Annotated in this window: 26 protein-coding genes; 16 read left to right on the top strand and 10 right to left on the bottom strand. The window is 64.3% G+C overall.

What is annotated here, in order from left to right:
* The first annotated feature begins 148 nt into the window (after positions 1–148).
* The 3 genes from O1Q03_RS10780 to O1Q03_RS40160 all read left to right on the top strand — a co-directional run bounded on the left by O1Q03_RS10780 (position 149) and on the right by O1Q03_RS40160 (position 2299).
* The gene (locus O1Q03_RS10780; protein ID WP_269503297.1) at positions 149–751 is read left to right on the top strand and encodes a hypothetical protein; all 603 of its coding nucleotides are present in this window, start codon (positions 149–151) and stop codon (positions 749–751) included.
* A 158-nt stretch (positions 752–909) separates the two neighbouring features.
* On the top strand, positions 910–1668 hold the full coding sequence (locus tag O1Q03_RS10785) for a hypothetical protein (RefSeq protein WP_269503299.1): 759 nt from the start codon (positions 910–912) through the stop codon (positions 1666–1668).
* Between the two features lie 364 nt (positions 1669–2032).
* A complete protein-coding gene (locus tag O1Q03_RS40160; RefSeq protein WP_442865778.1) occupies positions 2033–2299 on the top strand; it encodes a PAAR domain-containing protein in 267 nt (88 codons plus the stop codon).
* A 75-nt stretch (positions 2300–2374) separates the two neighbouring features.
* Here the strand turns inward: O1Q03_RS40160 and O1Q03_RS10790 are convergent, their stop codons facing one another.
* Positions 2375–2728 (bottom strand): DOPA 4,5-dioxygenase family protein, encoded by a 354-nt coding sequence (locus tag O1Q03_RS10790; protein WP_269503300.1) that lies wholly within the window; start codon positions 2726–2728, stop codon positions 2375–2377.
* 489 nt (positions 2729–3217) lie between these two features.
* On the opposite strand from O1Q03_RS10790, the gene O1Q03_RS10795 reads away from it, so the two are divergent.
* The 3 genes from O1Q03_RS10795 (at position 3218) to O1Q03_RS10805 (ending at position 4708) form a co-directional block, all read left to right on the top strand.
* The gene (locus tag O1Q03_RS10795; protein ID WP_269503302.1) at positions 3218–3592 is read left to right on the top strand and encodes a hypothetical protein; all 375 of its coding nucleotides are present in this window, start codon (positions 3218–3220) and stop codon (positions 3590–3592) included.
* A gap of 223 nt (positions 3593–3815) precedes the next feature.
* Complete coding sequence (locus O1Q03_RS10800) at positions 3816–4295, top strand: hypothetical protein (protein ID WP_269503303.1); 480 nt, start codon at positions 3816–3818, stop codon at positions 4293–4295.
* A gap of 152 nt (positions 4296–4447) precedes the next feature.
* Positions 4448–4708, top strand: a complete 261-nt coding sequence (locus O1Q03_RS10805) for a hypothetical protein (RefSeq protein WP_269503305.1) — start codon at positions 4448–4450, stop codon at positions 4706–4708.
* A gap of 157 nt (positions 4709–4865) precedes the next feature.
* On the opposite strand, the gene hpnH is transcribed toward O1Q03_RS10805, so the two are convergent.
* Entirely contained in the window at positions 4866–6026 is a 1161-nt protein-coding gene (gene hpnH / locus O1Q03_RS10810; RefSeq protein ID WP_269503307.1) for an adenosyl-hopene transferase HpnH, read from the bottom strand.
* Positions 6027–6038: 12 nt separating this feature from the next.
* Positions 6039–6980: a 4-hydroxy-3-methylbut-2-enyl diphosphate reductase gene (ispH, locus tag O1Q03_RS10815; protein ID WP_269503309.1), complete on the bottom strand. Its 942-nt coding sequence runs from the start codon at positions 6978–6980 to the stop codon at positions 6039–6041.
* 397 nt (positions 6981–7377) lie between these two features.
* Between ispH and O1Q03_RS10820 the strand changes: the two genes are divergently transcribed.
* A complete protein-coding gene (locus O1Q03_RS10820) occupies positions 7378–8565 on the top strand; it encodes a glycosyltransferase (protein WP_269503310.1) in 1188 nt (395 codons plus the stop codon).
* Between the two features lie 166 nt (positions 8566–8731).
* On the opposite strand, the gene O1Q03_RS10825 is transcribed toward O1Q03_RS10820, so the two are convergent.
* The 5 genes from O1Q03_RS10825 to O1Q03_RS10845 all read right to left on the bottom strand — a co-directional run bounded on the left by O1Q03_RS10825 (position 8732) and on the right by O1Q03_RS10845 (position 14041).
* Positions 8732–9409 carry a hypothetical protein gene (locus tag O1Q03_RS10825; protein WP_269503311.1) on the bottom strand — a complete coding sequence of 226 codons (678 nt, stop codon included), beginning with the start codon at positions 9407–9409 and terminating at the stop codon, positions 8732–8734.
* On the bottom strand, positions 9358–10740 hold the full coding sequence (locus O1Q03_RS10830) for a DUF6402 family protein (RefSeq protein WP_269503313.1): 1383 nt from the start codon (positions 10738–10740) through the stop codon (positions 9358–9360). Before O1Q03_RS10830 ends, O1Q03_RS10825 begins: the two co-directional genes overlap by 52 nt.
* A gap of 408 nt (positions 10741–11148) precedes the next feature.
* The gene (locus O1Q03_RS10835) at positions 11149–12474 is read right to left on the bottom strand and encodes a phage tail protein (protein ID WP_269503315.1); all 1326 of its coding nucleotides are present in this window, start codon (positions 12472–12474) and stop codon (positions 11149–11151) included.
* A gap of 108 nt (positions 12475–12582) precedes the next feature.
* A complete protein-coding gene (gene hpnA / locus O1Q03_RS10840; protein ID WP_124826714.1) occupies positions 12583–13590 on the bottom strand; it encodes a hopanoid-associated sugar epimerase in 1008 nt (335 codons plus the stop codon).
* The gene (locus O1Q03_RS10845) at positions 13583–14041 is read right to left on the bottom strand and encodes a hypothetical protein (protein WP_269503317.1); all 459 of its coding nucleotides are present in this window, start codon (positions 14039–14041) and stop codon (positions 13583–13585) included. The genes hpnA and O1Q03_RS10845 overlap by 8 nt, the downstream gene beginning before the upstream one ends.
* Before the next feature lie 92 nt (positions 14042–14133).
* On the opposite strand from O1Q03_RS10845, the gene O1Q03_RS10850 reads away from it, so the two are divergent.
* The 3 genes from O1Q03_RS10850 (at position 14134) to O1Q03_RS10860 (ending at position 16852) form a co-directional block, all read left to right on the top strand.
* On the top strand, positions 14134–14430 hold the full coding sequence (locus tag O1Q03_RS10850; protein WP_040140867.1) for an acylphosphatase: 297 nt from the start codon (positions 14134–14136) through the stop codon (positions 14428–14430).
* 12 nt (positions 14431–14442) lie between these two features.
* Positions 14443–15342, top strand: a complete 900-nt coding sequence (gene rarD, locus O1Q03_RS10855; RefSeq protein WP_269503320.1) for an EamA family transporter RarD — start codon at positions 14443–14445, stop codon at positions 15340–15342.
* A 385-nt stretch (positions 15343–15727) separates the two neighbouring features.
* Positions 15728–16852: an OpgC domain-containing protein gene (locus O1Q03_RS10860; RefSeq protein WP_269503322.1), complete on the top strand. Its 1125-nt coding sequence runs from the start codon at positions 15728–15730 to the stop codon at positions 16850–16852.
* 55 nt (positions 16853–16907) lie between these two features.
* On the opposite strand, the gene O1Q03_RS10865 is transcribed toward O1Q03_RS10860, so the two are convergent.
* Together O1Q03_RS10865 and O1Q03_RS10870 are read right to left on the bottom strand one after the other, a co-directional pair.
* On the bottom strand, positions 16908–17114 hold the full coding sequence (locus O1Q03_RS10865) for a hypothetical protein (RefSeq protein ID WP_269503323.1): 207 nt from the start codon (positions 17112–17114) through the stop codon (positions 16908–16910).
* Between the two features lie 120 nt (positions 17115–17234).
* Positions 17235–18758, bottom strand: a complete 1524-nt coding sequence (locus tag O1Q03_RS10870) for a peptide MFS transporter (protein WP_269503325.1) — start codon at positions 18756–18758, stop codon at positions 17235–17237.
* Positions 18759–19257: 499 nt separating this feature from the next.
* Between O1Q03_RS10870 and O1Q03_RS10875 the strand changes: the two genes are divergently transcribed.
* The 6 genes from O1Q03_RS10875 to O1Q03_RS10900 all read left to right on the top strand — a co-directional run bounded on the left by O1Q03_RS10875 (position 19258) and on the right by O1Q03_RS10900 (position 25525).
* On the top strand, positions 19258–19836 hold the full coding sequence (locus tag O1Q03_RS10875; protein ID WP_269503326.1) for a cupin domain-containing protein: 579 nt from the start codon (positions 19258–19260) through the stop codon (positions 19834–19836).
* A 178-nt stretch (positions 19837–20014) separates the two neighbouring features.
* Positions 20015–21628, top strand: a complete 1614-nt coding sequence (locus O1Q03_RS10880; RefSeq protein WP_269503327.1) for a peptide ABC transporter substrate-binding protein — start codon at positions 20015–20017, stop codon at positions 21626–21628.
* Between the two features lie 11 nt (positions 21629–21639).
* Entirely contained in the window at positions 21640–22578 is a 939-nt protein-coding gene (locus tag O1Q03_RS10885; protein ID WP_269503328.1) for an ABC transporter permease subunit, read from the top strand.
* Between the two features lie 13 nt (positions 22579–22591).
* Positions 22592–23494: an ABC transporter permease gene (locus tag O1Q03_RS10890; RefSeq protein ID WP_269503330.1), complete on the top strand. Its 903-nt coding sequence runs from the start codon at positions 22592–22594 to the stop codon at positions 23492–23494.
* Position 23495: 1 nt separating this feature from the next.
* Positions 23496–24488 carry an ABC transporter ATP-binding protein gene (locus O1Q03_RS10895; RefSeq protein WP_269503331.1) on the top strand — a complete coding sequence of 331 codons (993 nt, stop codon included), beginning with the start codon at positions 23496–23498 and terminating at the stop codon, positions 24486–24488.
* Positions 24485–25525, top strand: a complete 1041-nt coding sequence (locus O1Q03_RS10900) for an ABC transporter ATP-binding protein (protein WP_269503332.1) — start codon at positions 24485–24487, stop codon at positions 25523–25525. Before O1Q03_RS10895 ends, O1Q03_RS10900 begins: the two co-directional genes overlap by 4 nt.
* Positions 25526–25664 lie beyond the last annotated feature (139 nt).

Below are 25664 nucleotides of genomic sequence, written 5' to 3' on the forward strand. Positions count from 1 at the left end.
CCCGTGCGCGCGAAACCAGTATCCATGTTTCACATGGACTCCTGATGGTGGGGTGCGCAGAAGCCGCAGTAACGCGCCGGTTGAAGTAGCCCAACATCGTTGGAAGGGAAATATCGTAGCGAAATTTCGGACTTGTCCGATAGACGCGGTGGTAGGCAAGATCGCCAAGGTTGTGGGCGACGCCGGCGAGGAGGCCCTTGCCGCCACCATGATCGAAAAGTGGGGCTTCGATGCCAAGCAGATTCTCGGCTACAGCAGCGACCCTAGAGTTCCTCACCGCCTGGGGCTGACCAACAAGAGCGGCCACGGTCTAGATATGTTGGTCTGGGTACCGCCACCGCCGGAACTCACCGTGAGGGTGCCGCTGGATAAGTACCGCCACGCTATCGATGGCGCCACGGGGCCGGCACAGAAGACGGTAACCATGAAGTTCACCGAGGATACGTTGCTGGTGATGGAGACGAAGGCGACGTTGGGAATGGTGAGAACTCCAGGCTTCAATAAAACGCAGCAAACAGGTTCCGGTAAAGTCGCAGATATTTTATATAAGATAGATAAAAAAATTAAGGGCTGGAAGAGAAGTGGCATGTTGGATGTTGATCGCCATGCAATGGAAAAAGTCCAGGCTATAAGGGATGCAACATCAATGGGAAAGATAAATCATCTGCATGCACAGGTGTTCTTCGATAGCAGTGGGAGACTGAACCCGCTTGTGGGAAATGGATCTGGTGTTCAACTCAATGTATGGTAAAGAAAGGTGGGAGCATGAAAAAATCTAGACTTGATCGAGTTTTGGTTGAAGTGAGGGAGTGGGCGGGCGATAACTGGCCTCCCGCAGGAAGATTAGAGCAATACATATCAGGCTCAAGTCATTTTCCTTTGGCGAATAATGACTTGTCCCGATATGCAATGATCGAGTTGAGTAAGGGTTTATTGGAGGCTGAGGAAAATCAATTTTCATCAGCCAGAAGGCACATGGTATTTGGTTTCGAGCGGCAGCTATTTCACGATATGATGGGGATTATAAATAACCGAAGTTCAGGTGGGTTAATAATAGGCGACCTGGATTCGGTGACGCATACCATGTTGGGAGCGATCGCGACAGGGCAGTCTTTCCTTGCAAAACAATTTTATAAGGTTGTTTTGGATGGTGTAAATGGAGATTATGGTGTGTGCGATGGACATAATCCTCCGATAAGAAGCACGCTGCGCTATGCAGCCTTCGGCTTGTCCGTTGTCAGCGATTGGCTGGAAACACCGCTGGATTTGGACAAGCATGCGTTGCCTCGCGACCCGGCGTGGGGGCAACTCGTAGCGCACTGGCGGGACCCGGACCCGGACAAACTCTTGCCGGTGCTGCTGCTGGCATGCGACACACACATCGAGCGCATTGCGGTGACCGAGCGCGAGGCGAATGCTCTGTCGAAGGACTTCGAGTTTGGTTCCGTGTTCCTGGCGGTGCATCCGACTGAAATTTTGGCCGTCCTTCGTTTACGCGACCTGCTGGGCTTGCCTAATCCGACGACCATCGACCACCCGTTGATGCAAACGCCCTACGCCGCGATTACTTGCCGGCCGGGCGAGATCACCGAGCGCGACGAATTGCTCGACCGTTACCTGGCCGCAGTGCGGCAGCGCGACCCACACGTATTCCCCCCAGGGCTGTGATGGTTCTAGCTCTCGTGCATTGGGATACCGCCGCTGCGGAAACTCAGTGTGCGCGTGCCGACGATGAGTTCCGCCACGCTATCGATGGCGCCACGGGGCCGGCACAGAAGACGGTAACCATGAAGTTCACCGAGGATGGCCTGGCGAAGTCACCGAGCGTGACGAATTACTCGAGCGCTATCTCGCCACAGTCAGTGAACGTGATCCGCACGCCTTGCCAGCCGGAATGTGACGGACTTTCCCGGGAATCAAGGTTCAGGCTGCCGGAAACCCGGATGGCAATCAGACCTTGTCAATACCGGCTGCGAGGCTTGGCTCTTGGCAAGCCACCCGGCGCAATATCGATGAATACAAGGAGCTTACGATGGCTGGCGGAGCAATACGATTGGGCGACAGTCATTCCGGCGGTGGCGTCATGATTGAGGCCACTGGCTTTCCGGTGAACGGGGCGCGCCAGTGCGTGTTAGGTGACCACGCTCAATGTCCGACCCACAACGGCAAATTTCCGCTGGTATCCGGAGGCGACGGTTCGGTCGCCATGAATGGCCGACCGTTGGTATTCGAACCGGCCCGGCTCGCGTGCGGATGTAGCGTGTACTCGTCGTGCGCAGGGCAGTACGACAGGGCGTAGGCCGTCTCCGCCTATCGACGCGACGCCGGGAGACGTTTCAACGCGGTCCGAAGCGTGCACGCGCGGGTCAGCCGGTCACCCCCCCAGCGCCCCGAGATTCAGCTCATACGACTTCCCGATCCACACGGCGCTGTCGCGATGGTCGCGCAGATCGTCGCCGGTGTTCGGATGCAGGAAGATATCAAGCGCGCCGTGATTCAGCACGAGCCACGGCACGATGGTGTCGAACTGCGCGGTGCCGAACGCGATCTGGTACGACCACGCCGGATGCGGGCCGACGGGGCGTTCGTGAAAGCGGCCGAGTTCGATGATCGCGCCGAATCGCTCTTCGACGATCAGGCGAAACGCCCAGGCCGCATCGCGGCTCGCGGCGTCGAAGTAGACGTGTGCGTGCCAACTATCGATGGCAGTGGTGTCGATGGCAGCCATGGCGGGACTCGAGAAGAAAGGGCATGCGTGAGAGCCGTGAAATACGGCCGATGCGCAATTATCGCGCTTCCTTGTCGGACACGTCTTGTCGCAGAGCAGGATTTCGGCGCGATGGACGGCGCATGTGTCCGAACGTTCGGCATGCATCGTGGCGCTTATTCCGCTCATGTCCGCACGCATCGCAGCGTGTCGAAAGCCGCGCCGGCACGGGCTGCGGCCGATTCTTGCACCGGCAATATGTCATTTCAAAAACTGAAAAAGCGCGCGATGCGCGACTGCGAATCATCTGGAAAAACGCGATCAGGTAATTGAATGAAATAGAGAAATTCCGGTTCGGCAGCATTGGCGACGCACGCGGATCGCGGCCCGGCCTTTCGCACTGAAAATATCAATTGCGGAATCGGCTATTCAAGCGCATTGCGACGCGACCTACGATGGTTGCACGGCATCGACGACGATCGATGCGAACGCAACCAACTGGAGGCCATGATGCGATCCCTCGTTTCCCTTGCTGCCCTGACCGTTACGCTTGCCGCGCTGCCCGCCGTGAGCTTCGCACAGGCCGCCGATACCGAATGGCAGAACGTCGCGCCGTTGACCTGGTCGGCGGCACGCGCCGAAACCGACGTGCAGCTGATGCAGATGACGCGCGCCGGTTTTCGCGCGACGTCGGCCGGCAATCAGAACTATCCGCTCGCGATGCAGCGCGCACTGGAGCGCGTGAGGAACCCGGTGGCCGACCGCTCGCGCGAGGAGAAGGCCGCGATGGAAGCGCGCGCGGCCAGCGCCGCGCAGAGCGGCCATCCGGTGCAGGCGTTCTTCGTGAAGACCGCGTACTACCTGAAGGGCGAGAACACGTTCTGATGCGGGAGGCGAGTATGGGATGCCCGAACCGATTCCCCGACGTGTTGCGCGCGGCGGCACCGCGCCGGTTTCACGGTGAACGTGCGACGTGGCGGCGAGCCGATGCGTGCGGCGCCCGGAGCCGGGCGAACGTCCGGCCTGACGCGAGCCGCAGCGCCGCTGCGTGCCGCACGGCGTGGCCGGTCGTGATCGCGGACGATGCGTCCGCAAGCGAGTGCGAATCATGAAGGGTGTCCGAAAAAGCCGTCGGCATGCGCCGCTAACGCGTGAGTGGCTGCTGCCGCTGCCACCCGCGCATGTGCGCGACATCTCGCTGAAATGCCACATGGCGCTCGTCGCGCTGCGCGGCGAGCACGGCAGCGAAACATTGCTGATGCGGTTGCGCACGAGTGTCTATCTGGTGTTCCTCGCGCTCGACGACCACGTATGCGCCGATGCAAGCGTCGATCTGTGCGTCGACGCGGAGCGCGTGCTCGACGCGAGTGTGGCGCGCGCCGCGCAAAGCGGCGTATGGACGCTGCACGACGATGAATGCGCGGTGCTCGAACGCGTGCTCGCCGCGAACGACGCATGCGTCGCGACGCTCACGCGGCATCGGCTGGCCGAGCTGTGGGATCACGTGTGCACGTTCGCATCGGCCGGGCAGCCGGCACTGGTCGAGCACGCGGCATCGAAGATGCGGGAACGGGCCGTTCTGCATTGAGCGGCCGCAACGCGACCGGCCCGTGAGGCCGATTCTCGCCGTCCAGAATCGTCACGGCAGCCTGCGCGCGTTCGGGCGACGACGATCCATCTTCGCGTTCTCGACGATCGTGCGTGTCGACGCGAACGCATTCGTTTCGGTCAGGAGGCGTGATGGCGCTATACAGGATCGGCGGCTACTTCACGTGCGGAAGCGGCCGCGCATTCAGTGAGGACCTGCTGCCCGGCAGCAAGGTGACGGTGGCGGGCATCTATCGGTGCACCGTGTGCGGCGACGAAATCGGCATCGCGGAGTCGCAGACGTTGCCTGCCGACGACGAGCATCAGCACGATCTCGACCCGCCGTCCGACCCGCTGCTCGATCGCGGGCCGACCGCGTGGCAACTGATTGCGGCGGCGGAGTCCAAGCACTAGGCGCCCGGCGTTCGTGCGCAGGCTCATGCACGCCCGCACGCGTCGCCCCATGACGGCTGCCGACAAAACAAAAGCGCCACGGAGCGAACTCCGTGGCGCTTCTTCGTTGCCCGCGTGCGCGAAGGGAAGGCGTGCCCCCCCGCGCAGCGAAATGCGCTTAAGCCGCGGTTGCCGGCTTCGCCGGCTTCTGCAGCTTGCCCTTGCCGGCGCGCTGGATTTCCTCGAGCTTGATCTCTACGTGGTGCGAGAACACGTACTCGGCCGGGCGTTGCTTCGCGATCGAGATGTCCGGCGCGAACGGGCCGTCGGTCTTGATGCCCTTCTTGCTCACGCGCAGCGCCTTCAGCGGATGCGAGATCGTGTCCATCACGGCGGTGGCTTCGAAGCCGCAGTGGACCATGCAGTCCGCGCACTTCTCGTAGTTGCCGACGCCGTAGTTGTCCCAGTTCGTGTCTTCCATCAGTTCCTTGAAGGTCTTCACGTAACCTTCGCCGACCAGATAGCACGGCTTCTGCCAGCCGAACACGGTACGCGCCGGATTGCCCCACGGCGTGCACTTGTACGTCTGGTTGCCGGCCAGGAAGTCGAGGAACAGCGACGACTGGCTGAACGACCAGCGCTTGCCGCCTTCGCCGCGCTTCAGGATTTCGCGGAACAGGTTCTTCGTCTTGTCGCGGTTCAGGAAGTGCTGCTGATCCGGCGCGCGTTCGTACGCATAGCCCGGCGACACGGTGATGCCGTCGACGCCGATCGGGCCCAGCGTGTCGAAGAACTTCGCGACGCGCTCGGGGATCGCATCGTTGAACAGCGTGCAGTTGATGTTCACGCGGAAGCCGCGGCGCTTCGCTTCCTTGATGGCCGCGACCGCCTTGTCGTACACGCCGTCCTGCGACACGGAATGGTCGTGCATCTCCTTGTCGCCGTCGAGGTGGACCGACCAGACGAAATACGGATTCGGCTGATAGTCGTCCATCTTCTTTTCCATCAGCAGCGCGTTCGTGCACAGGTACACGAACTTCTTGCGCTTCATGATGCCCTTGACGATTTCCGGCATCTCCTTGTGGAGCAGCGGCTCGCCGCCGGCGATCGACACGATGGGTGCGCCGCACTCGTCGACGGCTTCCAGGCATTCCTCGACGGACAGGCGCTGGTTCAGGATCGGGTCCGGATAGTCGATCTTGCCGCAGCCGTTACAGGCGAGGTTGCAGCGGAACAGCGGCTCGAGCATCAGCGCGAGCGGATAGCGTTTGTTGCCGGACAGGTGTTGGCGCATGATGTATGCGCCGACGCGGACTTGCTGGAGCAGCGGAATAGACAAGAGATGTCCTCCTTAAACTTCGCGGGCGACAGCTTGCGTAAGCTTCGCCGGCAACTTGAATTCGACTTTTTCTTCGCGGCCCGCCATCGTCGCGACATCGACGGGCCCCAGCGCGCGCAGCGCACTGATTACATCCTCAACCATTTCCTCGGGTGCCGACGCGCCGGCGGTCAGGCCGACCGTCTGCACGCCCGCGAACCATTCGGCTTTCACTTCCGAGCCGTCGGCGACGAGATAGCTCGGCACGCCGCTTTCGGTGCCGATCTCGCGCAGGCGGTTCGAGTTCGAGCTGTTCGTCGCACCGACGACCAGCAGCACGTCGACCTGCTCGCTCAGTTCGCGCACGGCGGCCTGGCGGTTTTGCGTCGCGTAGCAGATGTCGCGCGTGTCCGGGCCGACGATGTCGGTGAACCGGCGCTGCAGCGCTTCGATGATGCCGCGCGTGTCGTCGACCGACAAAGTCGTCTGCGTGACGTAGGCGACCGGCGTATCGACCGGCAGCGTCAGCGTGCCGACTTCGGCCTCGCTCTGCACGAGGATCACCTCGGCCGGAATCTGGCCGATCGTGCCCTCGACTTCCGGATGGCCCGCATGGCCGATCAGGATCAGCCGGCGGCCCGCCGCCACATATTGCCGGCCCTGCACGTGCACTTTCGTCACGAGCGGGCAGGTGGCGTCGAGCACGTCGAGCCCGCGCGTTTGCGCATCAAGCTCGACCGTCTGGGCGACACCGTGTGCGCTGAAGATCGCCACGGCGCCATGCGGCACCTCGTCGAGCTCCTCAACGAATCGCGCCCCTTTATTACGCAGATTTTCGACGACATGCCGGTTATGCACGATTTCATGACGCACATAGACCGGCGAGCCGTGCTGTTGCAGCGCGCGATCGACGATCTCGATCGCACGGACAACCCCCGCGCAAAAGCCGCGGGGCTGGGCAAGGATGACTCGCATAAGTGAGCGAACTCCGACGACAGACGCCGGGGTTCGAGGAGCTGGCACCGCCCGCTCGCCCCGGCTTGATGTTATGAAGGCAGGACACGAACCGGCCAAGCCAGGCCTCGGAACCCCGAATTAGTCGCGCATTTTAACTCTATCGGGCCGTCCGTGCTTTGGTCCTGTATCCGCACTGTTGCAATCGCCGCAGAGCCCCGCCGGCGCTCACGGGCGCGGAACCCGGTAAACTGCGCGGTTTTGCGGGCGGCCCGTCCGGCTGCCCGGCGTCGCGCTCATTTCAAGGCCATTCGATGACCGTCGATTCTTACGCGTATTGCCCTGCCGCCCGCGCGGCTTTGGGCGTTTTCACTCCGACCCCGATTCAGCGGACCCGCCCCCGGCAGGAGGTGTGCCGATGATGCTCGCGATTACCTTCCTGGTGTCCGGCCTGTCGCTGCTGATCTGGATCGTGCTGCTCGTTGCGCGCGGCGGCTTCTGGCGTGCGCGTCCGGCCGGGGCATTGCCGCCCGACGCGCGCGGCGCTGCCGCCGAAGCCGGCTGGCCGGCCGTCGTCGCGGTCGTGCCGGCGCGCAACGAGGTCGACGTGATCGCCCGCGCGGCGACGTCGCTGCTCGAGCAGGATTATCCGGGCGAGTTTCACCTGATCATCGTCGACGACCACAGCGACGACGGCACGGCCGACGCCGCCCGCGCGGCCGCGCTCGCGATCAACCGTGCCGAACGGCTGACGGTGCTGGCCGCGAAGCCGCTGCCGGCCGGCTGGTCGGGCAAGGTGTGGGCGCAGTCGCAGGGCATCGCGGCGGTGCGTACGCTCGGGCTGCCGGCCGACTATCTGCTGCTGACGGATGCCGACATCGGCCATCCGCCCGACGCGGTGGCGCAACTCGTCACGCGCGCGCAGGCCGAGCAGCGCGATCTGGTGTCGCTGATGGTGCGGCTGCGCTGCGACTCGTTCTGGGAAAAGGCGCTGATCCCGGCCTTCGTGTTCTTCTTCGCGAAGCTCTATCCGTTCTCGTGGATCAACAATCCGCGCAACCGGACGGCCGGCGCCGCCGGCGGCTGCATGCTCGTCAAGCGCACCGCGCTCGAGGAGGCGGGCGGCATCGAATCGATCCGCGGCGCGCTGATCGACGACTGCAGCCTCGCCGCGCAGATCAAGCATCGCGGCAGCGGCCGGCATCCGATCCGGCTCGACCTGGCCGACCGCAGCGTGTCGTTGCGTCCGTACGACAGCTGGCGCGACATCTGGAACATGATCGCGCGCACCGCGTTCACCCAGCTCCACTATTCGCCGCTGCTGCTTGCCGGCACGCTGCTCGGGATGGCGATCATCTATCTCGTGCCGCCGGTCGCCGCGCTCGCGTATGGCGCGCGTGCATGGCCGGCGTGGCTCGCATGGGCGTCGATGTGCACCGCGTATGCGCCGATGCTGCGCTACTACCGACGCTCGCCGCTGTGGGCACCCGCGCTGCCGCTCGTCGCGCTGTTCTACGTCGGCGCGACGTTCGCGTCCGCGTGGCGCTACTGGCGCGGCAAGGGCGGCCAGTGGAAGGCGCGCGTGCAGGCGCCGGTGGACCGCTGAGCGGCGGCCGGCGCGGGCCGGCTGGTGCGTTTGAGGACTTCGGAAAGCAAACAGCCCGATCGGTGAGAGCCGATCGGGCTGTGTCGTTTGTGGCGGGGTTGCGTGGTCGTGTCACGCTGTCGAACTGATCCCGGCCAAGCGGTGTGCGTCGCGTGGTCGGTCTCTCTCAATTGAAGAGGGGAAGGCGTGCTTTAACCTTTTCAATAAGAGACGGTGGCATGTCGATTGTATGATCGATTTGCTTCTCGTCATCTTGATAGGTGATGCTATTGGCGCCAATCGCGAGAGGTTCGTGACCGGGCCGACCGTCCCAAAACACCTTGTAATTCCTTTTGACCTGAATTCGGCCTTGTTCATCCTGGACGGTCAGTTGAACGGAATCCAGGCTATCGCCGAAGAAGTGGTTGTTATTAACACCGCTTCCGCAGATATTGATCGTATATTTTTTTCCTTGAAATTCTTTGATGCCGCCGTTCAATTGCTGATTGTAGTTGTGCTTTGTGCAGTTGTAACTGTTGCTTCCTGTAAAAAGACCCGTCACGCAAAAAGCGAGAATGAGCCAAAAAATGGTCGCTGGCACCATCTTGAGAAGCTCATGGCGGAAGGATTTTTCTGTCTTGTAGACGCGGTATGCCCTATATCCAAAAAACAGTGCGCTCAAAGTAAGGGTCGCAATGCTTATCTCGTTGATGAAGTAAAGGGAGGAGATGGTGAGCCCGTTGTGCATGCTGTTTGGTAGAAACCAGTCGATGACCAAGCATGCGATCACTAGAGCAACAATCGAGGCGGCGATCAGGAGAATGTTTTTTGCTGACCGATAGAAATACTGTTGTACGGACGGCATATTATTCCCAATTTAATGATAATGGGTTTCGCGAGCTTGAAAAGTTGAGGTTTGCTGTAAATCATAAAATCCTCGCCTCTATTGTGCTTTTCTCTCCACTCATTATAGGTTCGATTGTATATTGGCCAGTATACATCCTTCTTTATCAATTTTCCAAAGAAACCTCGTCTCGTATCAACTGGCTTGTTGACTTCTTTCTTGACTGATAGGTAGTCCCAGTTGATTGTGTTTACTTCAATTCTGTCGCCATTCATTCTAATTTTCAGGCTCGGTTTAACTTGACCGAGCAAGTCATTTGCTGCCTCTAAATAAGAGGTGATCATTCCGGTTTTATTCCAATGTCCAAGATACTGGCTCTTGGATGGGTTGTCGTCATTGAAGGAATAGTTGTCCTTTAGATAAATGTAGATGTGAGTAAGTTTTGCCACGGAGTCGATGCAGTATTCGTGGGATTGTTTTTTATATTTGAAGAATTTTTCATTGATGATTTCTACCTTTCCAATGGCTGCGTAGATGAGAAAATTCCCCAGCGTGGCAGACAGATCGGTCAAGGTCGTCCCGCTAAGCGTATCAAAGGTAGTGATTTTCTTTCTCTGACTTTGCCAATTTATATGGAACTGCCTGATGTCAGTATCGATAACCGTCTCGAAGCTAAGATTTGGACTTTGGCTGGTCGTTTCCGTAAATATCGTGGTGACGTGTTGGTGGATTTTTTTCTTTATGGTGGAAAGTGCTTTTTCCGAGTAAATATCCTCGGTGAGCAACTCATTTAATCTGTCTTTGACCTTGCCGTATTTCAACACCCAGTTGAGCGTGATGGTGGTGTCATCTAAAGGTTGTTCAGAGTCGGGTTTGTCGTTGTAGATGTGAGTGGGACCGGCGAACCACCTTCTGGCAAGTTTGGCAGCCTTAAACCAACCCATCTTTTCCATGGCAGTCGGAACATCCTGCAAGTCAAACTCTGGAATCCTGTCATGTTCCTCCGCGTCAGCATCTTCAGGTGGCGCAGGTGGCTTGGGAGGCGCTTTGGGTTGCGCTGCAAGGAGCTTCTGGAATGCCGCCTCGGCCTTGATCTGTTCAGGGGTGCGTTTGGGCGGTGAGGGAGAGGCTTCGCCCGGTGCAAGTCGAGCATACGAGATGCATTGCGGCGTGTTGATTGGCACACATCCTTGCGAACCAACATGAGCCTTCCACGTTGGCGCAGTAAAAGGGAGCACCGAAGGGCTTATTCGGTAGTAAGGCAGTCTTTTGACCTTTGTCATATTCTTGAATATATATTTCAGGAAATAACGCATCGTCCGAAGGCGGACGCTCTCAGGGTCTAACAGCATTGATCTGCTACTGGGTTGATGCGAGCGGAGTGCGGCAACGCAGGTCCCCTGGTCGGAGAGAGCGTGCTTTGGGTAGTTTAATGAACTTTTTCCTTGGTCTACTCAACGCGCGTTCATGCACAGAGGCATGACGTCTTTTTTTGATGATTAAAGATTGTTTTGTATAGGACTTAATGTATTGCCAGTAACTTCGAAGTGAGTCGAATACGACCGCGATCAACAGATATGTCGCGTTTGATATCGGACTTGTCTTATCGGAGTGAATGACGTCGAATTGTTAAAGTCTGTTAGATTCTCGTCGCCATGAAAAACACCCCAAGCGCCGAATTTTTCAATCCGGCCCTTGGGGTGCAGGTCGACCGGTGCGAACCGATCGGGCTGTGTCGTTTGCGGCGGGGTTGCGCGTGGCTACCGCTGCGTCAGCATCATGTACATCTGGACCACGACGTCCGGCGAGAACGTAAACGGCACCCAGCCGTAGCCGGTGTGGCGCGCGACCAGCAGACGGTCGCCGTTCGACTGCTTCTGCACGGCCATCATCGGGTTCTTCGTCGTTACGAAGCGCCAGCCGGCCGGGATGCCCGGCGGCGGTTCCGGCTGCATCGACGCGCGCGCATGCGCGAGTTCCTCGATCAGCTGGCCCAGTTGCTCCGGATGCAGCGTGATCGACTGGCCGTTGATGGTCAGCGTCAGCTCGTTTTGCGACGGGCGCGCGACGTGCAGCGTCGATTTGTCTGCGGTTGCTTCGGCGGCATCGGCTGCCACCGGTGCGGCCGAATCCCCGGCCGGCTCGGCCGCCGGTTCGACGACTTCGACGACTTCGGCGGCGACTGCCGCTGCCGTTGCAACTGCCGGCACCGCTGCCGTCGCCGCGGCTTCTTTCACGACGGCTTCGACCAGCGCTTCCGCGTCGGCGATGGCCTTCGTGTGGCGCTCGGCGGCTGCTTCGGCCTGCGCGATCGCTTCGGCGTGGCGCTGCGCGACGGCTTCGGCTTCGGCGGTCGCGTCCGCATGCTGCTTCGCGGCGGCTTCAGCCTGCGCGATCGCGTCGGCGTGGCGTTGCGTGATGGCTTCGGCCTCGGCCGCAGCGTCGACGTGACGCTTCGCGGCAGCTTCCGCTTCGGCGATGGCCTGCGTGTGACGCAACGCGAGCGCTTCGGCTTCGGCGATCGCGGCGGCGTGGCGCTGCGTCGCGGCTTCGGCTTCGGCGGTCGCGTCCGCATGCTGCTTCGCGGCGGCTTCGGCCTCGGCCGCGGCGACGGCATGGCGCTGCGCGGCGGCGTCCGCCTCGATCGCAGCGGCGTGATGACGCTGGGCGGCCGCCTCGGCTTCGGCGATCGCGGCCGCATGACGCTGCGATGCGGCTTCGGCATCCGCGTGACGTTGCGCGAGCGCTTCGGTCAGCGCGGTCGCTTCAGCGTGACGCTGGACCGCAGCTTCGGCTTGCGCGGCTGCGTCGTTGTGGCGCTGGGCGGCGGCTTCGGCCGTGGCGGTCGCGTCGGCATGGCGCTGCTGCGCGGCCTCGGCCTGCGCGGCGGCAGCCGCGTGGCGCTGCTCGGCGGCCCGGGCTTCCGTTTCCGCCGCGGCGTGACGTTCGGCGGCGGCCCGGGCTTCCGCCGCGGCGGCGCGCGCGAATGCTTCCGCGCTGCGTGCCGCCTGCTGCGCGGCGTGGTGATCGTGGAGGAGCTGATCGACGCCCGCGTTGAGCGAATCGATCTGTTCGTTCAGGTTCATGCGTGTCTTCTCTGCGTAAGACCCGCGATTTTAACCGCTGCGCCGGTGCCGGACCTTCAGCGACGTGTAACAAAGTGCGCAATGCGGCGCGAAGCACGCCGCTTTGTGTTACTTCAGGTACCCGGCCGAGCCGAACCAGTCGAGCGCATCGCGCAGCCCTTCGCGGTACGGACGCGCGCGGTAGCCCAGCTCGCGCTCGGCCTTCGCGGATGTGAAATACATCTTGTTCTTCGACATCCGCAGCCCGTCGACGGTCACGAACGGCTCCTTCTTCGTGAACTTCGCGACGGCTTCCGCGCCCATCGCGAGCGGGTAGAGCGGCCAGCGCGGCAGCGCGATCGTCGGCGCCTTGCGGTTCGTCATCTGCGCGATGTCGGCGAGCATCTGCTGCAACGGCAGGTTCTCGCCGCCGAGGATGTAGCGCTCGCCGATCCGGCCGCGCTCGAGCGCGAGGAAGTGGCCGTGCGCGACGTCGTCGACGTGCACGAGGTTCAGCCCGGTATCGACGAACGCGGGGATCTTGCCGAGCGCGGCTTCGACGATGATGCGGCCGGTCGGCGTCGGCTTCACGTCGCGCGGGCCGATCGGCGTCGACGGATTGACGATCACGGCCGGCAGCCCTTCGTCGGCGATCATCCGCTCGACCGCGCGCTCGGCCAGCACCTTGCTGCGCTTGTACACGCCGATCGCCTGTTCCGCCGTGAGCGGCCGGTTCTCGTCGGACGGATCGCCCGCGCTCGTGACCTTCAGCGTCGCGACGCTGCTCGTGTAGACGATCCGCTCGACGCCTTCGGCGCGCGCGGCGCGCATCGTCGCGACCGCACCTTCGAGGTTCGCGCGCTCGATCTCGTCCGGATCCGGCGCCCACAGCCGGTAGTCGGCGGCCACGTGCAGCAGGTAGCGCACGCCGCGCAGCGCGGCACGCATCGACGTCTCGTCGCGCATGTCGCCGGTCACGATCTCGGCGTCGAGGTCCGCGACGTTCGTGCGCGGGCTGGTCGGGCGCACCAGCACGCGTACCGCATAGCCTTTTTGCTGCGCGATGCGGGCGACGGCCGAGCCGACGAAACCGGACGCGCCGGTGACGAGAACGAGATCGCGGGAGGTATCAGTCATGCGTTTCCTTCAGGGCCGCGCGCGAGCGGCGCGGCAGTTGTGCGTCGGCGAGATTGTACGTGGTCGGCGCAGGCGGCGACGCGAGTGCCGCGCGGGCGGGCGCGCCGGGCTGCACCAGGCCGCACCGTCCGCACCGAGCCGCACCGAGCCGCACCGAGCCGAGTCGAGCCGAGTCGAGCCGAGTAGCCGAGTAGCCGAGCCGAGCCGAGCCGAGCCGAGTCGAGCCGAGTCGAGCCGAGTCGAGCCGAGTCGAGCCGAGTCGAGCCGAGTCGAGTCGAGCCGAGCCGAGTCGAGCCGAGCCGAGTCGAGCCGAGCCGAGCCGAGCCGAGCCGAGTCGAGTCGAGTCGAGTCGAGCCGCACCGAGCCGCACCGAGCCGAGCCGAGCAGCGCCGAGCAGCGCCGAGCGCCGAGCGCCGAGCAGCGCCGAACGCCGAGCCGCGCCAAGTCGCACCGCACTGCACCGCCCGCCGCACCCGTGTGCGAAGCCGCCGACGCGACTACAATGCCGGGCTTGAATGGCATGCACTACGGGAGGGCGACGCGATGAGCCGCAATGAACTGGACGAACGGATCGAGACCTACTACGTGCGGGTGCGCGGCGTCGTGCAGGGCGTTGGATTCCGTCACGCGACGGTGCGCGAGGCGCATGCGCTGAAGCTGCGCGGCTGGGTCGCGAATCTCGAGGATGGCAGCGTCGAGGCGATGATCCAGGGCCCCGGCGCGCAGATCGACCGGATGCTCGCGTGGCTGCGCCACGGGCCGCCGTCCGCGCGCGTGACCGAAGTGACGTTCGAGGAGCGTCAGATCGAAAAGCGCTTCGAACGTTTCCAGCAGCAGTAAGGCGAAAACAACATGACGGGGTATCCGGAGGCCGGGCGCGGCCTCATGCTGTCGGCGATGGCGTCGACGCTGTTCGCGCTGATGTCGGTGTACGCGAAACTGCTCGCGCCGCTCACGGGGCTCGACATCTTCGCGTGGCGCGTGTTGTGGACGGCGCCGGGCGCGCTCGCGCTGATCGCGCTGCGCGGCCGCTGGCCGGCGCTCGTCGAGCTCGTGCGGCGCAGCGTATGCGACTGGCGCCTGCTGATCGCACTGCCGGTGAGCGCCGCGCTGCTCGGCCTGCAGCTGTGGCTGTTCCTGTGGGCGCCGCTGCACGGGCGCATGCTCGAAGTATCGCTCGGCTATTTCCTGCTGCCGCTGACGATGGTGCTCGTCGGCCGCTACTACTATCACGAACGGCTCGATCCGCTGCAGTGGGCGGCGGTCGCGTGCGCGGCGCTCGGCGTCGCGCACGAGGTGTGGGCGACGCGCGCGTTCGCGTGGCCGACGCTCGTCGTCGCGCTCGGCTATCCGCCGTATTTCGTGCTGCGCCGACGAATCAACGCCGATTCGCTGGCCGCGTTCGCGCTCGAGATCGTGCTGCTGTGTCCGATCGCGTTCGCGATGGTGTCGACGAGCCCGACGCCGATCGCCAGCCATTCGCTGCTGTGGGCCGTGCTGCTGCCGGGGCTCGGCGTGCTCAGCACGCTCGCGCTCGCGAGCTACCTGAAGGCGAGCCGGATGCTGCCGATGGCGCTGTTCGGCATCCTCGGCTACGTCGAGCCCGTGCTGCTGGTCGCGGTGTCGCTGCTGCTGCTCGGCGAGACGCTGAGCGTCGCGCAGCTCGCGACGTACGGGCCGATCTGGGTCGCCGTCGCGCTGACCGCGTGGCACAGCGCCATGCTGATGCGGCGCCTGCCCGCACGCGGCTGAGCGTCGTCACGCACGACGCGGACGCAGCGCGCAGCGTGCGGCGTATCCCGCGTTCCTTCGGTCGAATCTGGCGATGCTGTCGTCGAACTGGCATCGCGCTGACATCAGGCTGGCCACGCTGCCAATTCTGTATCGCCGTTGTCATCCTCGTAATCGAACCGAAGATTCCGTTGCACTTTGTTACTGAGGGTATCCCCGCGCGACCGCTAGACTGATCTGACCGTCTTCTCTTCGTATGCAGCTTTTCCATGAACGGTCATCTCCGTGCCGGGCCAGCCGGGTCGGCGCGATGCGAGCATACGCGTATCGCCGCTGACGGCGCTCGCCCTCTTCTTTCCGATTGTTCCACCGGCGCATACCGCGCCTTCGCCGCGCAGGTGCGCTCATGTCGTTGAGCGCGCCACCCTCGGCTCCGGTTCCGCCCGCGCGCAGCGGCCGCCTGATCGAAGTCGATTTCTTCCGCGGAATCGTGCTGCTGATGATCGTCGTCGACCACATCGGCGCGAGCGTGCTGTCGCGCGTGACGCTCCACGCGTTCGCGCTGTGCGACGCGGCCGAGGTGTTCGTATTCCTCGGCGGCTTCGCGACCGCGAGTGCGTACGGCGCGATCGCCGACCGGCACGGCCCGCGTGCCGCGCAGCGGCGGTTCGTGCGCCGCGCGATGCAGATCTACCGCGCGTTTCTCGCGACGTCGACGCTGATGCTGGTCGCGTCCGTCGTGCTCGACCATTGCGGGATCGACGCGCCGAACCTCGCGCTTGACGACGTCAGCGTGATGCTCGCGTCGCCGCTCACCGGCCTCGCCGAGTTGCTGACGTTCCAGCGCCAGCCGTATCTCGCGGCGGTGCTGCCGATGTACGTGCTGTTCGCGCTCGCGTCGCCGGTGATCGTACCGTTCGCGCGCCGCCATCCGTGGCTGCTCGTCGGCTTCAGCGCGGCGTCGTGGCTCGCCGCTGGCTGGCTCGGTCCGGAACTGCTGGACACCGACGGGTTCCGCTGGAGCTTCAATCCGTTCGCGTGGCAACTGATGTTCGTCGCCGGCGTGCTGGCGCGCTGCCAGCCCGTCTACCGGCGCATCGCACTCGGCCGCTGGGGCGCCGCGGCGACCGGCGTCGCATGCGCGATCGTGATCGGCTGCGCGAGCTACAAGCTGCTGTCGGGGCTGCCGGTGCCGGAAGGCGTGCTCAAGCGCGATCTCGCACTGCCACGGATCGTCAGCTTCGCGGCGATCGCATGGCTGATGGCCGATTTCGTGCGCTACGGCTGGATCGCCCGGCTCGCGCGCGCGGTGCAGCCGGTCGTCACGGTCGGCCAGCGCGGGCTGATCTGCTTCGTCGCGGGTGCCGCGATCTCACTCGTCATCGATTCGCTGCTGCACCCGGTCGCGCACGGCGTCGAGCTGCGGCATCTCGGCGTGGGCCTCGTGGCCGACGCATGCGCGGTCGGACTGATGATCGCCGTGGCGGGTTCGGGAACGTGGTTCGCGCGATGGCGCGGCGCGGCCGCGTAAGCGGCGGCGGACGGCGCGCACGCGGCACGGAAGGCGCCGCGCGGCTGCGGTGACGTCAGTGAGGTGAGCCGATGCGGGAGCGGGGGACGGCGTTCGGATCGTCGGGTTCGTCGTCGTCGCGTTCGTCGGACTTCGGATCGTCGTGCTCCGCGAGCACCGCGTCGGCTTCGGCTGCCGCCCGGGCGGCGCGCAGCGCGGTGCAGCGCTGCGCGTGCCGGATGTCGGACAGTATCCTCAACAGCCGTGTCGTTCTGCTTTTCATGGCTTTCTCCCGCCAGTGCGCATCGCGACCGATCGGATGCGCTGTTGGAACCAGTGTAGAACGTGCTGGCCGCGCCGGCGGGAGAATGTGGCGTGCATGCCGCACGCCGAGGGATAGTACTTACTGCGCCGAGGCCATCGCCTGCGCCTGCACCGCTGCTTCTTCGCGACGTTCTTCCGCGCAGCGCTGATGCTGGCGCGACAGGCGGTTCATCATCGGCAGCAGCAGCAGCGCGAGCAGCATGCCGATCGCGGCGAGCCAGCCGAGCTTCTCGAACAGCGACAGGTAGAGCGGCAGCGATTCGGTGGCCGGCAGGTCGTGCGACGGCATCTGCGCGAAGTTCGCGACGACGCTGCCGAGGTACTGCGACACACCCGTCGCGACGAAATACGCGCCCATCATGAAGCCGCTCATGCGTGCCGGCACGTAGCGGGCGATCATCGCGAGGCCGAGGCCGCTCACCAGCAGTTCGCCGAGCGAGTAGAGGCCGTAGCCCCACACCATGAACCACGACGACACGCGGCCATCCACCGCGTAGCGGCCGCTGACCGTGAACACCAGGTAGCCGGCGGCCACTGCGCCGAAGCCGAGCGCGTACTTCGCTGCGACCGGCAGGTCACGGCCGGCCTTCGAGAACGCGTTGTAGACCCACACGAGCACCGGGCTCAGCATCATGATCCAGATCGGGTTCAGCGCCTGGAACTGCGCGGCGCTCCACGTGAACAGCGTCGTGCCGAACAGCATGAAGCGCGGATCGACGTTGCGCAGCGCGAACAGCGTCAGCGACGTCGACATCTGCACGTAGAAGATGAAGAACAGGATCACCTGGCCGATCAGCACGAGCGCGGCGATCAGGCCTGCACGCTCGGAGCGCTCCGACTTCGCGATCATGTACGCGAAGATCGCGAGGATCGCGAATGCCGCCGTCCACACGCTCGCGACTGCGAGCTGCTTGTGCTGCAGCACGTACAGCGTGACCAGCGCGAGCGCGACACCGCCCGCCGCCACGCCGCCGAGGCGCTTCCAGCGGATCGGCTGGTCGTCGGGCTGCGAGCCGATGTGCGCGAGCGTGCGGTGCATCAGCATGAAGTTCAGGATCGCGAGCAGCATGCCGGCGCAGCAGACCGCGAACGCGGTGTGCCAGCCCCAGTGATCCTTGATCCACGGCGTCGCGAGCATCGACACGGTCGAGCCGATGTTGACCGCCATGTAGTAGATCGTGAACGCGCTGTCGATGCGCGCATCGTCGCCTTCATAGATGCGGCGCACGAGGTTCGCCGCGTTGGCCTTGAACAGGCCGTTGCCGACGACGATCACGCCGAGCGACGCGTACATGTACGACAGCGCATCGTTCGGAAACGCCAGCATCAGGTAGCCGGCGCACAGCACGGCCGCGCCGATGATCATCGTGCGACGGGCGCCGAGCACCTTGTCGCCGATCCAGCCGCCGATCGACGGCGACGCGTAGACGAGCGCGGTGAACGCGCCCCAGGTCAGGTTCGCATGGCTGTCGGTGAAACCGAGCCTGTCGACCATGAAGAGGACCAGGAGCGCGGCCATGCCGTAGTAGCCGAAGCGCTCCCACATTTCGATGAGGAAGACCGTCGTAAACGATCGGGTTTGAGAAACAGGTGCGTGCATCATCAATCTCGTTTGAAACAGACGGCGCGGATCGCGCGTCGCCTTGGGGTCGAACTGGCGCCGGAGCACAGTGGCCGGGTAGGCTTTGCGTCGGCGATGGAGCAGCCGGGCGGGTTAGCCCGGGCCGGGGTGGGACTCCGCATCGAAAGGCGGAGCGCGCCCCCGACCGGCGCGCGAGTGGTAACGTTTGCCGGTCCGGTGCGTCAGGTCCGCGCCACTCAGGGAAACTCCCGATATGGCAGCAGCTTTCAGGAACATTTGTCTCATCATCTATTTGTAAGCTTGGCGCCCGTTCTCCGCAAATTCCCGGAGAGCCGCTTGCAGCCTGCCTGTGAAGCCGGCGAGTCTGGCAAGATAGCGCGTCGTTTCGCTCGCCTCGGGCCCTGTTTAGTCGCACCGGGCTCAACACCGAAGACGTGTGCGAACCCGAAGATTAAGCTATCTCGGATTAACTTAGTTACTTTCCATCAAACATTTTTTGACGACCACTTTTCGGCCTGCTATGGTTCCCCCCACTGAAAACTCGCGAGCGGCAGACGCTGTCGCACTGGGCAGCAAGATTCGCGCGTTGCGCCAACGACTGAAGCGCACGCTCGACGACACCGCTACCGCCGCGGGGATTTCGAAGCCGTTTCTGTCTCAAGTCGAACGCGGGCTCGCGTCGCCGTCGCTGACGTCGCTGGCCGGTATCGCCCAGGCGCTCGGCGTGACGGTGCAGTACTTCGTGGATACGCCGAGCGAGGAACGCTCGGTGTGCAGAGGCGAGCAGTTGCGCTTCTTCGGATTCGCCGACTCGGCGAACCTGTTCGCGAGGCTGACGAACGTGTCCGAAGGGCGTCAGCTCGAGGCGATCCTCGTGCGGATGCCGCCGGGGCAGAAACGGTCGGAGGTGACGACACATGCGGGAGAAGAGTTCCTGTATGTGATTGAAGGGGAAGTGTCGCTGACGTTGGAAGGCAAGACGTTCGTCCTGCAGGCCGGCGACAGTTCGCACTATCAGTCGACGGTCCCGCACAGCTGGGTCAACACCGCGAGCATCGAGTCGGTGGTGGTCTGGGTCGGTACACCGAGACTGTTCTAACGCACAGGTATTCCTTCGTTTCGAAGACGGGATACCTGTCGAAAGAAACGTAAGGAATACTAATATGCAATACGAGAATCACGGGCCTCCTCAATCGCTGTACCCGTCAGCGTCTCACGCGTAAGCCGCGGCATCCGCCGCGCGACGCTCACCGAAAAACCTTCTCAAGACTGCCACGATGAAATCCTTGCATGCCATGTCGGCCGTGCTGGCCGCGCTCGCCCTGACGACGCCCGCCGCCCACGCCGTGAACGTTCCTTCGAATGTCGCGCTCGCTCCTCAACAGGACCTGACGCGCCAGGTGCCCGCCGAAGTCGAGTCGCTCGACCCGGCGCACATCGAATCGTGGACCGGCAACACGATCGGCCTCGACCTGTTCGAAGGGCTCGCCCGCATCGACGCGGCCGGTCAGGTCGTGCCGGGCGTCGCGCAATCGTGGGAACGCAAGACGCCGCAGACGTGGATCTTCAAGCTGCGCCACGACGCGAAGTGGAGCAATGGCCAACCCGTGACGGCCGCCGATTTCGTCTATTCGTGGGAGCGCCTCGTCGATCCGAAGACGGGCTCGAAATACACGATCCTCGTCGAGTTCGTGAAGAACTCGAAGGACATCATCGCGGGCAAGGCCGCGCCGACGACGCTCGGCGTGCGCGCGATCGACCCGTACACGCTGGAAGTGACGACCGACGTGCCCGTCGCGTTCTTCCCCGAGCTGACCGCGATGGCGCCGCTCGCACCGGTGAACAAGGACACCGTCGCGAAGTTCGGCGACGCGTGGACGCGCCCGGGCAACATCGTCACCAACGGCGCGTACCAGTTGGTCGACTGGCAGCCGAACAACCGCATCGTGATCTCGAAGGATGCGAAGTACTGGAACGCGCCGAAGGTCGTGATCAACAAGGTCACGTACCTGCCGATCGAAAGCGACGAAACCGCGATGCGCATGTACCAGGCCGGCCAGATCGACTACAGCTACTCGATCCCGTCGGGCATCTTCCAGCAGGTCAGCAAGCAGTTCGGCGGCGAACTGCGCCCGGGCCTGCAGCTCGCGACCTACTACTACTACCTGAACAACAGCGACGCGGCGCTGAAGGACAAGCGCGTGCGTCAGGCGCTGTCGATGGTGATCGATCGCGACGTGCTGACGTCGAAGCTCACGCAGGCCGGCGAGAAGCCGATGTACGGCCTGATGCCGAACGGCACGAAGGGCGTGCAGCCGTTTACGCCGGAATGGGCGGCGTGGCCGATGGCCAAGCGCGTCGCGGCGGCGAAGGACCTGCTGAAGCAGGCCGGCTACTCGGACGCGAAGCCGCTGTCGTTCACGCTCACGTACAACACGAATGACCTGCACAAGAAGGTCGCGCTGTTCACCGCATCGGAATGGCGCACGAAGCTCGGCATCAACACGAAGCTCGAGAACGTCGAGTTCAAGGTGCTGATGAAGGAGCGTCATGACGGCAAGGTGCAGATCGCGCGCGACGGCTGGTTCGCCGACTACAACGACGCGATGACCTTCTTCGACCTGCTCCGCTGCGGCAGCTCGCAGAACACCGTCGGCTACTGCAACAAGCAGGTCGACACGCTCGTCGACGAAGGCAACCAGAAGCTCGACGACAAGGCGCGCGCCACGCTGCTCACGCAGGCGCACGACCTGGCGCTGAACGACACGCCGATGGTGCCGCTGTTCCAGTACTCGGCCGACCGCCTCGTGAAGCCCTACGTGGGCGGCTATTCGCTGAAGAACGTGATCGACATGCGTGCTTCGCAGGACATGTACCTGATCAAGCACTGAGCGGAGCGATCATGCTGGCCTACGCATTGAGACGCACGTTGTGGGCGGTGCCGACGATTCTCGCCGTCATCACCGTCTGCTACCTGCTGCTGCATTTCACGCCCGGCGGTCCGTTCGATACGGAGAAGCAGCTGTCCGCGGCGACGCTCGCGAACCTGAACGCGAAGTACCACCTCGACGAGCCGCTGTGGAAGCAGTACCTGCTGTATCTCGGTTCGCTGCTGCAAGGCGATCTCGGCCCGTCGTTCCGTTACGTCGACTGGTCGGTGAACGATCTCGTGAAGAAGGCGCTGCCCGTGAGTCTCGGCGTGGGCGGCGTGTCGATCCCGGTCTCGATCGTGGTCGGCGTGCTGCTCGGCACGGTCGCGGCCGTGCGCCGCGACAGCGTGATCGATCGCTTCGTGATGCTGATCGGCAACTTCGGCAACGTCGTGCCGCCGTTCGTGCTCGGCCCGGTGCTGGTGTGGATCTTCGCGATCCTGCTGAAGACGTCGGCCGGCAACGGCTGGCTGCCGGCCGGCGGCTGGGGCGACGGCAGCTGGCAGTACCGGCTGCTGCCGATCGTGCTGCTGACCCTCATCAACGTGTCGCTGCTCGCTCGCGTGATGCGCGGCTCGATGATCGAGACGCTGTCGAGCAACTACATCCGCACCGCGCGCGCGAAGGGCCTGCCGGGCTCGACGATCGTGCTGCGCCATGCGCTCAAGCCCGCGCTGATGCCGGTCGTATCGCTGTTCGGCACGGTCTGCATCACGTCGATCACCGCGGCCGTCGTCACCGAATCGGTGTTCGCGCTGCCGGGGCTCGGGCAGCTCGTCGTGAACGGCGCGATCAACCGCGACTACACGCTGGTGCTCGGCCTCGTCGTGCTGACGACCGTCTGCGCGGTGCTGTTCAACCTGCTGGTCGACCTCGCGTACGCGTGGCTCGATCCGCGTATCCGTTATTGAGCGAGGTACCGCGATGATTCCGACTACTCCCGTCGTCAGTCTGCCCGTGCAGACCGATTCGCCGCCGCGTTCGCGCTCGCCGCTGGCGCTCGCGTTCGCGCGCTTCCTTCACAACCGCGCGGCCGTGTTCAGCCTCGTGCTGCTCGCGCTGATCACGCTCGCCTGTTTCGTCGGCCCGTGGCTGCTCGCGGCCGATCCCGCCGCGAGCGACTGGGCCTCCATCAGCCTGCCGCCGACGCTCGCGAACCAGCACTGGTTCGGCACCGACGAGCTCGGCCGCGACCTGCTCGTGCGCACGCTGATCGGCGGCCGCGTGTCGATCGAGGTCGGCCTGCTCGGCACGCTGGTGTCCGGCCTGTTCGGCGTCGCGTGGGGCGCGACCGCCGGCTTCGCGGGCGGCCGCGTCGACTCCGCGATGATGCGCGTCGTCGACATGATGTACGCGATCCCGTACCTGCTGATCGCGATCCTGATGATGACCCTGTTCGGCCGCTCGTTCATGCTGGTCGTGCTGACCATCAGCGCGTTCTCGTGGATCGACATGGCGCGCGTCGTGCGCGGCCAGACGCTGTCGCTGCGCAACCGCGAGTTCGTCGATGCGGCGCGCGCGATCGGCGTGTCGCCGGCGTCGATCGTGCTGCGCCACGTCGTGCCGAACCTGCTCGGCGTGGTCGTTGTGTATGCAACTGTATCGGTGCCGAACATCGTGCTGACCGAATCGGTGCTGTCGTTCCTCGGCCTCGGCGTGCAGGAGCCGATGACGAGCTGGGGCGTGCTGATCCAGGACGGCGCGCAGAAACTGGAATCGATGCCGTGGCTGTTGCTGGCACCGGCCGTCATGCTCTGCGTGACGCTCTACTGCGTGAACTTCGTTGGCGACGGCCTGCGTGACGCGCTCGACCCGAAGGATCGCTGAAATGGCCGCCCTCCTAGAAGTTGAAAACCTCGGCGTGCGCTTCACGCGCAAGGACGCGCCGCCGATCGACGCCGTGAGCGGCGTGTCGTTCTCGCTCGAAGCCGGCAAGACGCTCGGCATCGTCGGCGAATCGGGCTCGGGCAAGAGCCAGACCGTGATGGCGATGCTGGGGCTGCTGGCCGCCAACGGCACGACGACGGGCGCCGCCCGCTATCGCGGCGACAACCTGCTCGACATGGATACGCGCGCGCTGAACGCGGTGCGTGGCGACCGGATCGCGATGATCTTCCAGGATCCGATGACGTCGCTCAATCCGTTCCTGACGATCGAGCGGCAGATGACCGAGACGCTGCAGCTGCACCGCAAGCTGTCGCGCAAGGAAGCGATCGAGCGCGCGATCGAGGCGCTCGAATCGGTGCGCATTCCCGATGCGGCGCGCCGCATCCGCATGTATCCGCACGAGTTCTCGGGCGGCATGCGCCAGCGCGTGATGATCGCGATGGCGCTGCTGTCCGAGCCGGAAATCCTGATTGCCGACGAGCCGACCACCGCGCTCGACGTGACCGTGCAGGCGCAGATCATCGACCTGCTGCGCGAGCTGAACCGCGAGCGCGGCACCGCGATCGTGCTGATCACGCACGACATGGGCGTGGTCGCCGGCCTCGCGGACGACGTGATGGTCATGTATGCGGGCCGCACCGTCGAATACGCGCCGGCCGAATCGATCTTCGCGGCGCCGTCGCATCCGTACACGATCGGCCTGCTTAACGCGCTGCCGCGCCTGACCGATGCGGACGATGCGCCGCTCATCGCGATTCCCGGCAATCCGCCGATGCCCGGCACCGCGCCGGCCGGCTGCGCGTTCGCGAAGCGCTGCACCTATGCGGAGGAGCGCTGCGGTGCCGCGCGCCCCGCGCTCGAAACCTATGGCGCCGCGGGCGCGGTGCGCGCGTGCCACCGGCCGCTGGCCGATCTGACGGGAGGCCTGCGATGAGCGTCAATGAACGCCGCGATGCCGGCGCGACGGGCACGACCAGCGACACGCTGCTGTCCGTCGAGGATCTGAAGGTGCATTTCCGCGTGCCGCTCGGCGGCTATCCGTGGTCGCCGAAGGGCACGCTGCGTGCCGTCGACGGCGTGTCGTTCGACGTGAAGCGCGGCGAGACGGTCGGGCTCGTCGGCGAGTCGGGCTGCGGGAAGTCGACGCTCGCCCGTGCGCTGATCGGCCTCGCCCCGATGACCGCCGGCACCGTGCGCTGGCGCGGCGAAGCGGTGGCGTCCGACCACCTGCGCGGCACCGCGATGCGCCGCGAGGTGCAGATGATCTTCCAGGATCCGCTCGCGTCGCTCGATCCGCGCATGACGATCGAGCAGATCGTCGCGGAGCCGCTCGTCACGCATCACGCGGGCCTCGGCCGCACCGAAGTGCGCCGCCGCGTGATCACGATGCTCGAGCGCGTCGGCCTGAATGCGCATCACCTGCTGCGCTATCCGCATGAATTTTCCGGCGGGCAGTGTCAGCGCGTCGGGATCGCGCGTGCGCTGATCGGCGAGCCGAAGCTCGTGATCTGCGATGAACCCGTGTCGGCGCTCGACGTGTCGATCCAGGCGCAGATCGTGAACCTGCTGCGCGATCTGCAACGCGAGCTGTCGTTGTCCTATCTGTTCGTCGCGCACGATCTGGCGGTGGTGAAGGCCATCAGCCAGCGCGTGCTCGTGATGTATCTCGGCCGCGTGATGGAGTTCGGCACGCGGCATGACGTGTACGGCGTGCCGCAGCACCCGTACACGCAGGCGCTGCTCGATGCGGCGCCGACGCCGGAGCCGGCGCGCGAGCGTGCTCGCCGTCCGATGCTGCTGGCGGGCGAGATGCCCTCGCCGCTGAACCCGCCGTCGGGCTGCGCGTTCCGCACGCGCTGCCCGGTTGCGATCGACGCATGCGCGCGGGACGTGCCGCTGCCGGAAGTGCGGCACGGCTCGGCCGCGCGGGTCGCATGCATCCGCGCGGGCGTGGCGGCCGAAGTGGACTGAAGTGCCGCGGCAAGCATAACCAGGCAGGTCAACAGGGGTAGGTGCGGCGCGAATGATCTTCGCGCCGCGTGTAAAGGCGCGTCCTTAGCCGGGCTCGCCGGGGGGCCGGAAGCGGATCGCAACCGGCGTGGACGACATC

The sequence above is a fragment of the Burkholderia sp. IMCC1007 genome (assembly GCF_027257875.1).
Taxonomy (GTDB): domain Bacteria; phylum Pseudomonadota; class Gammaproteobacteria; order Burkholderiales; family Burkholderiaceae; genus Burkholderia.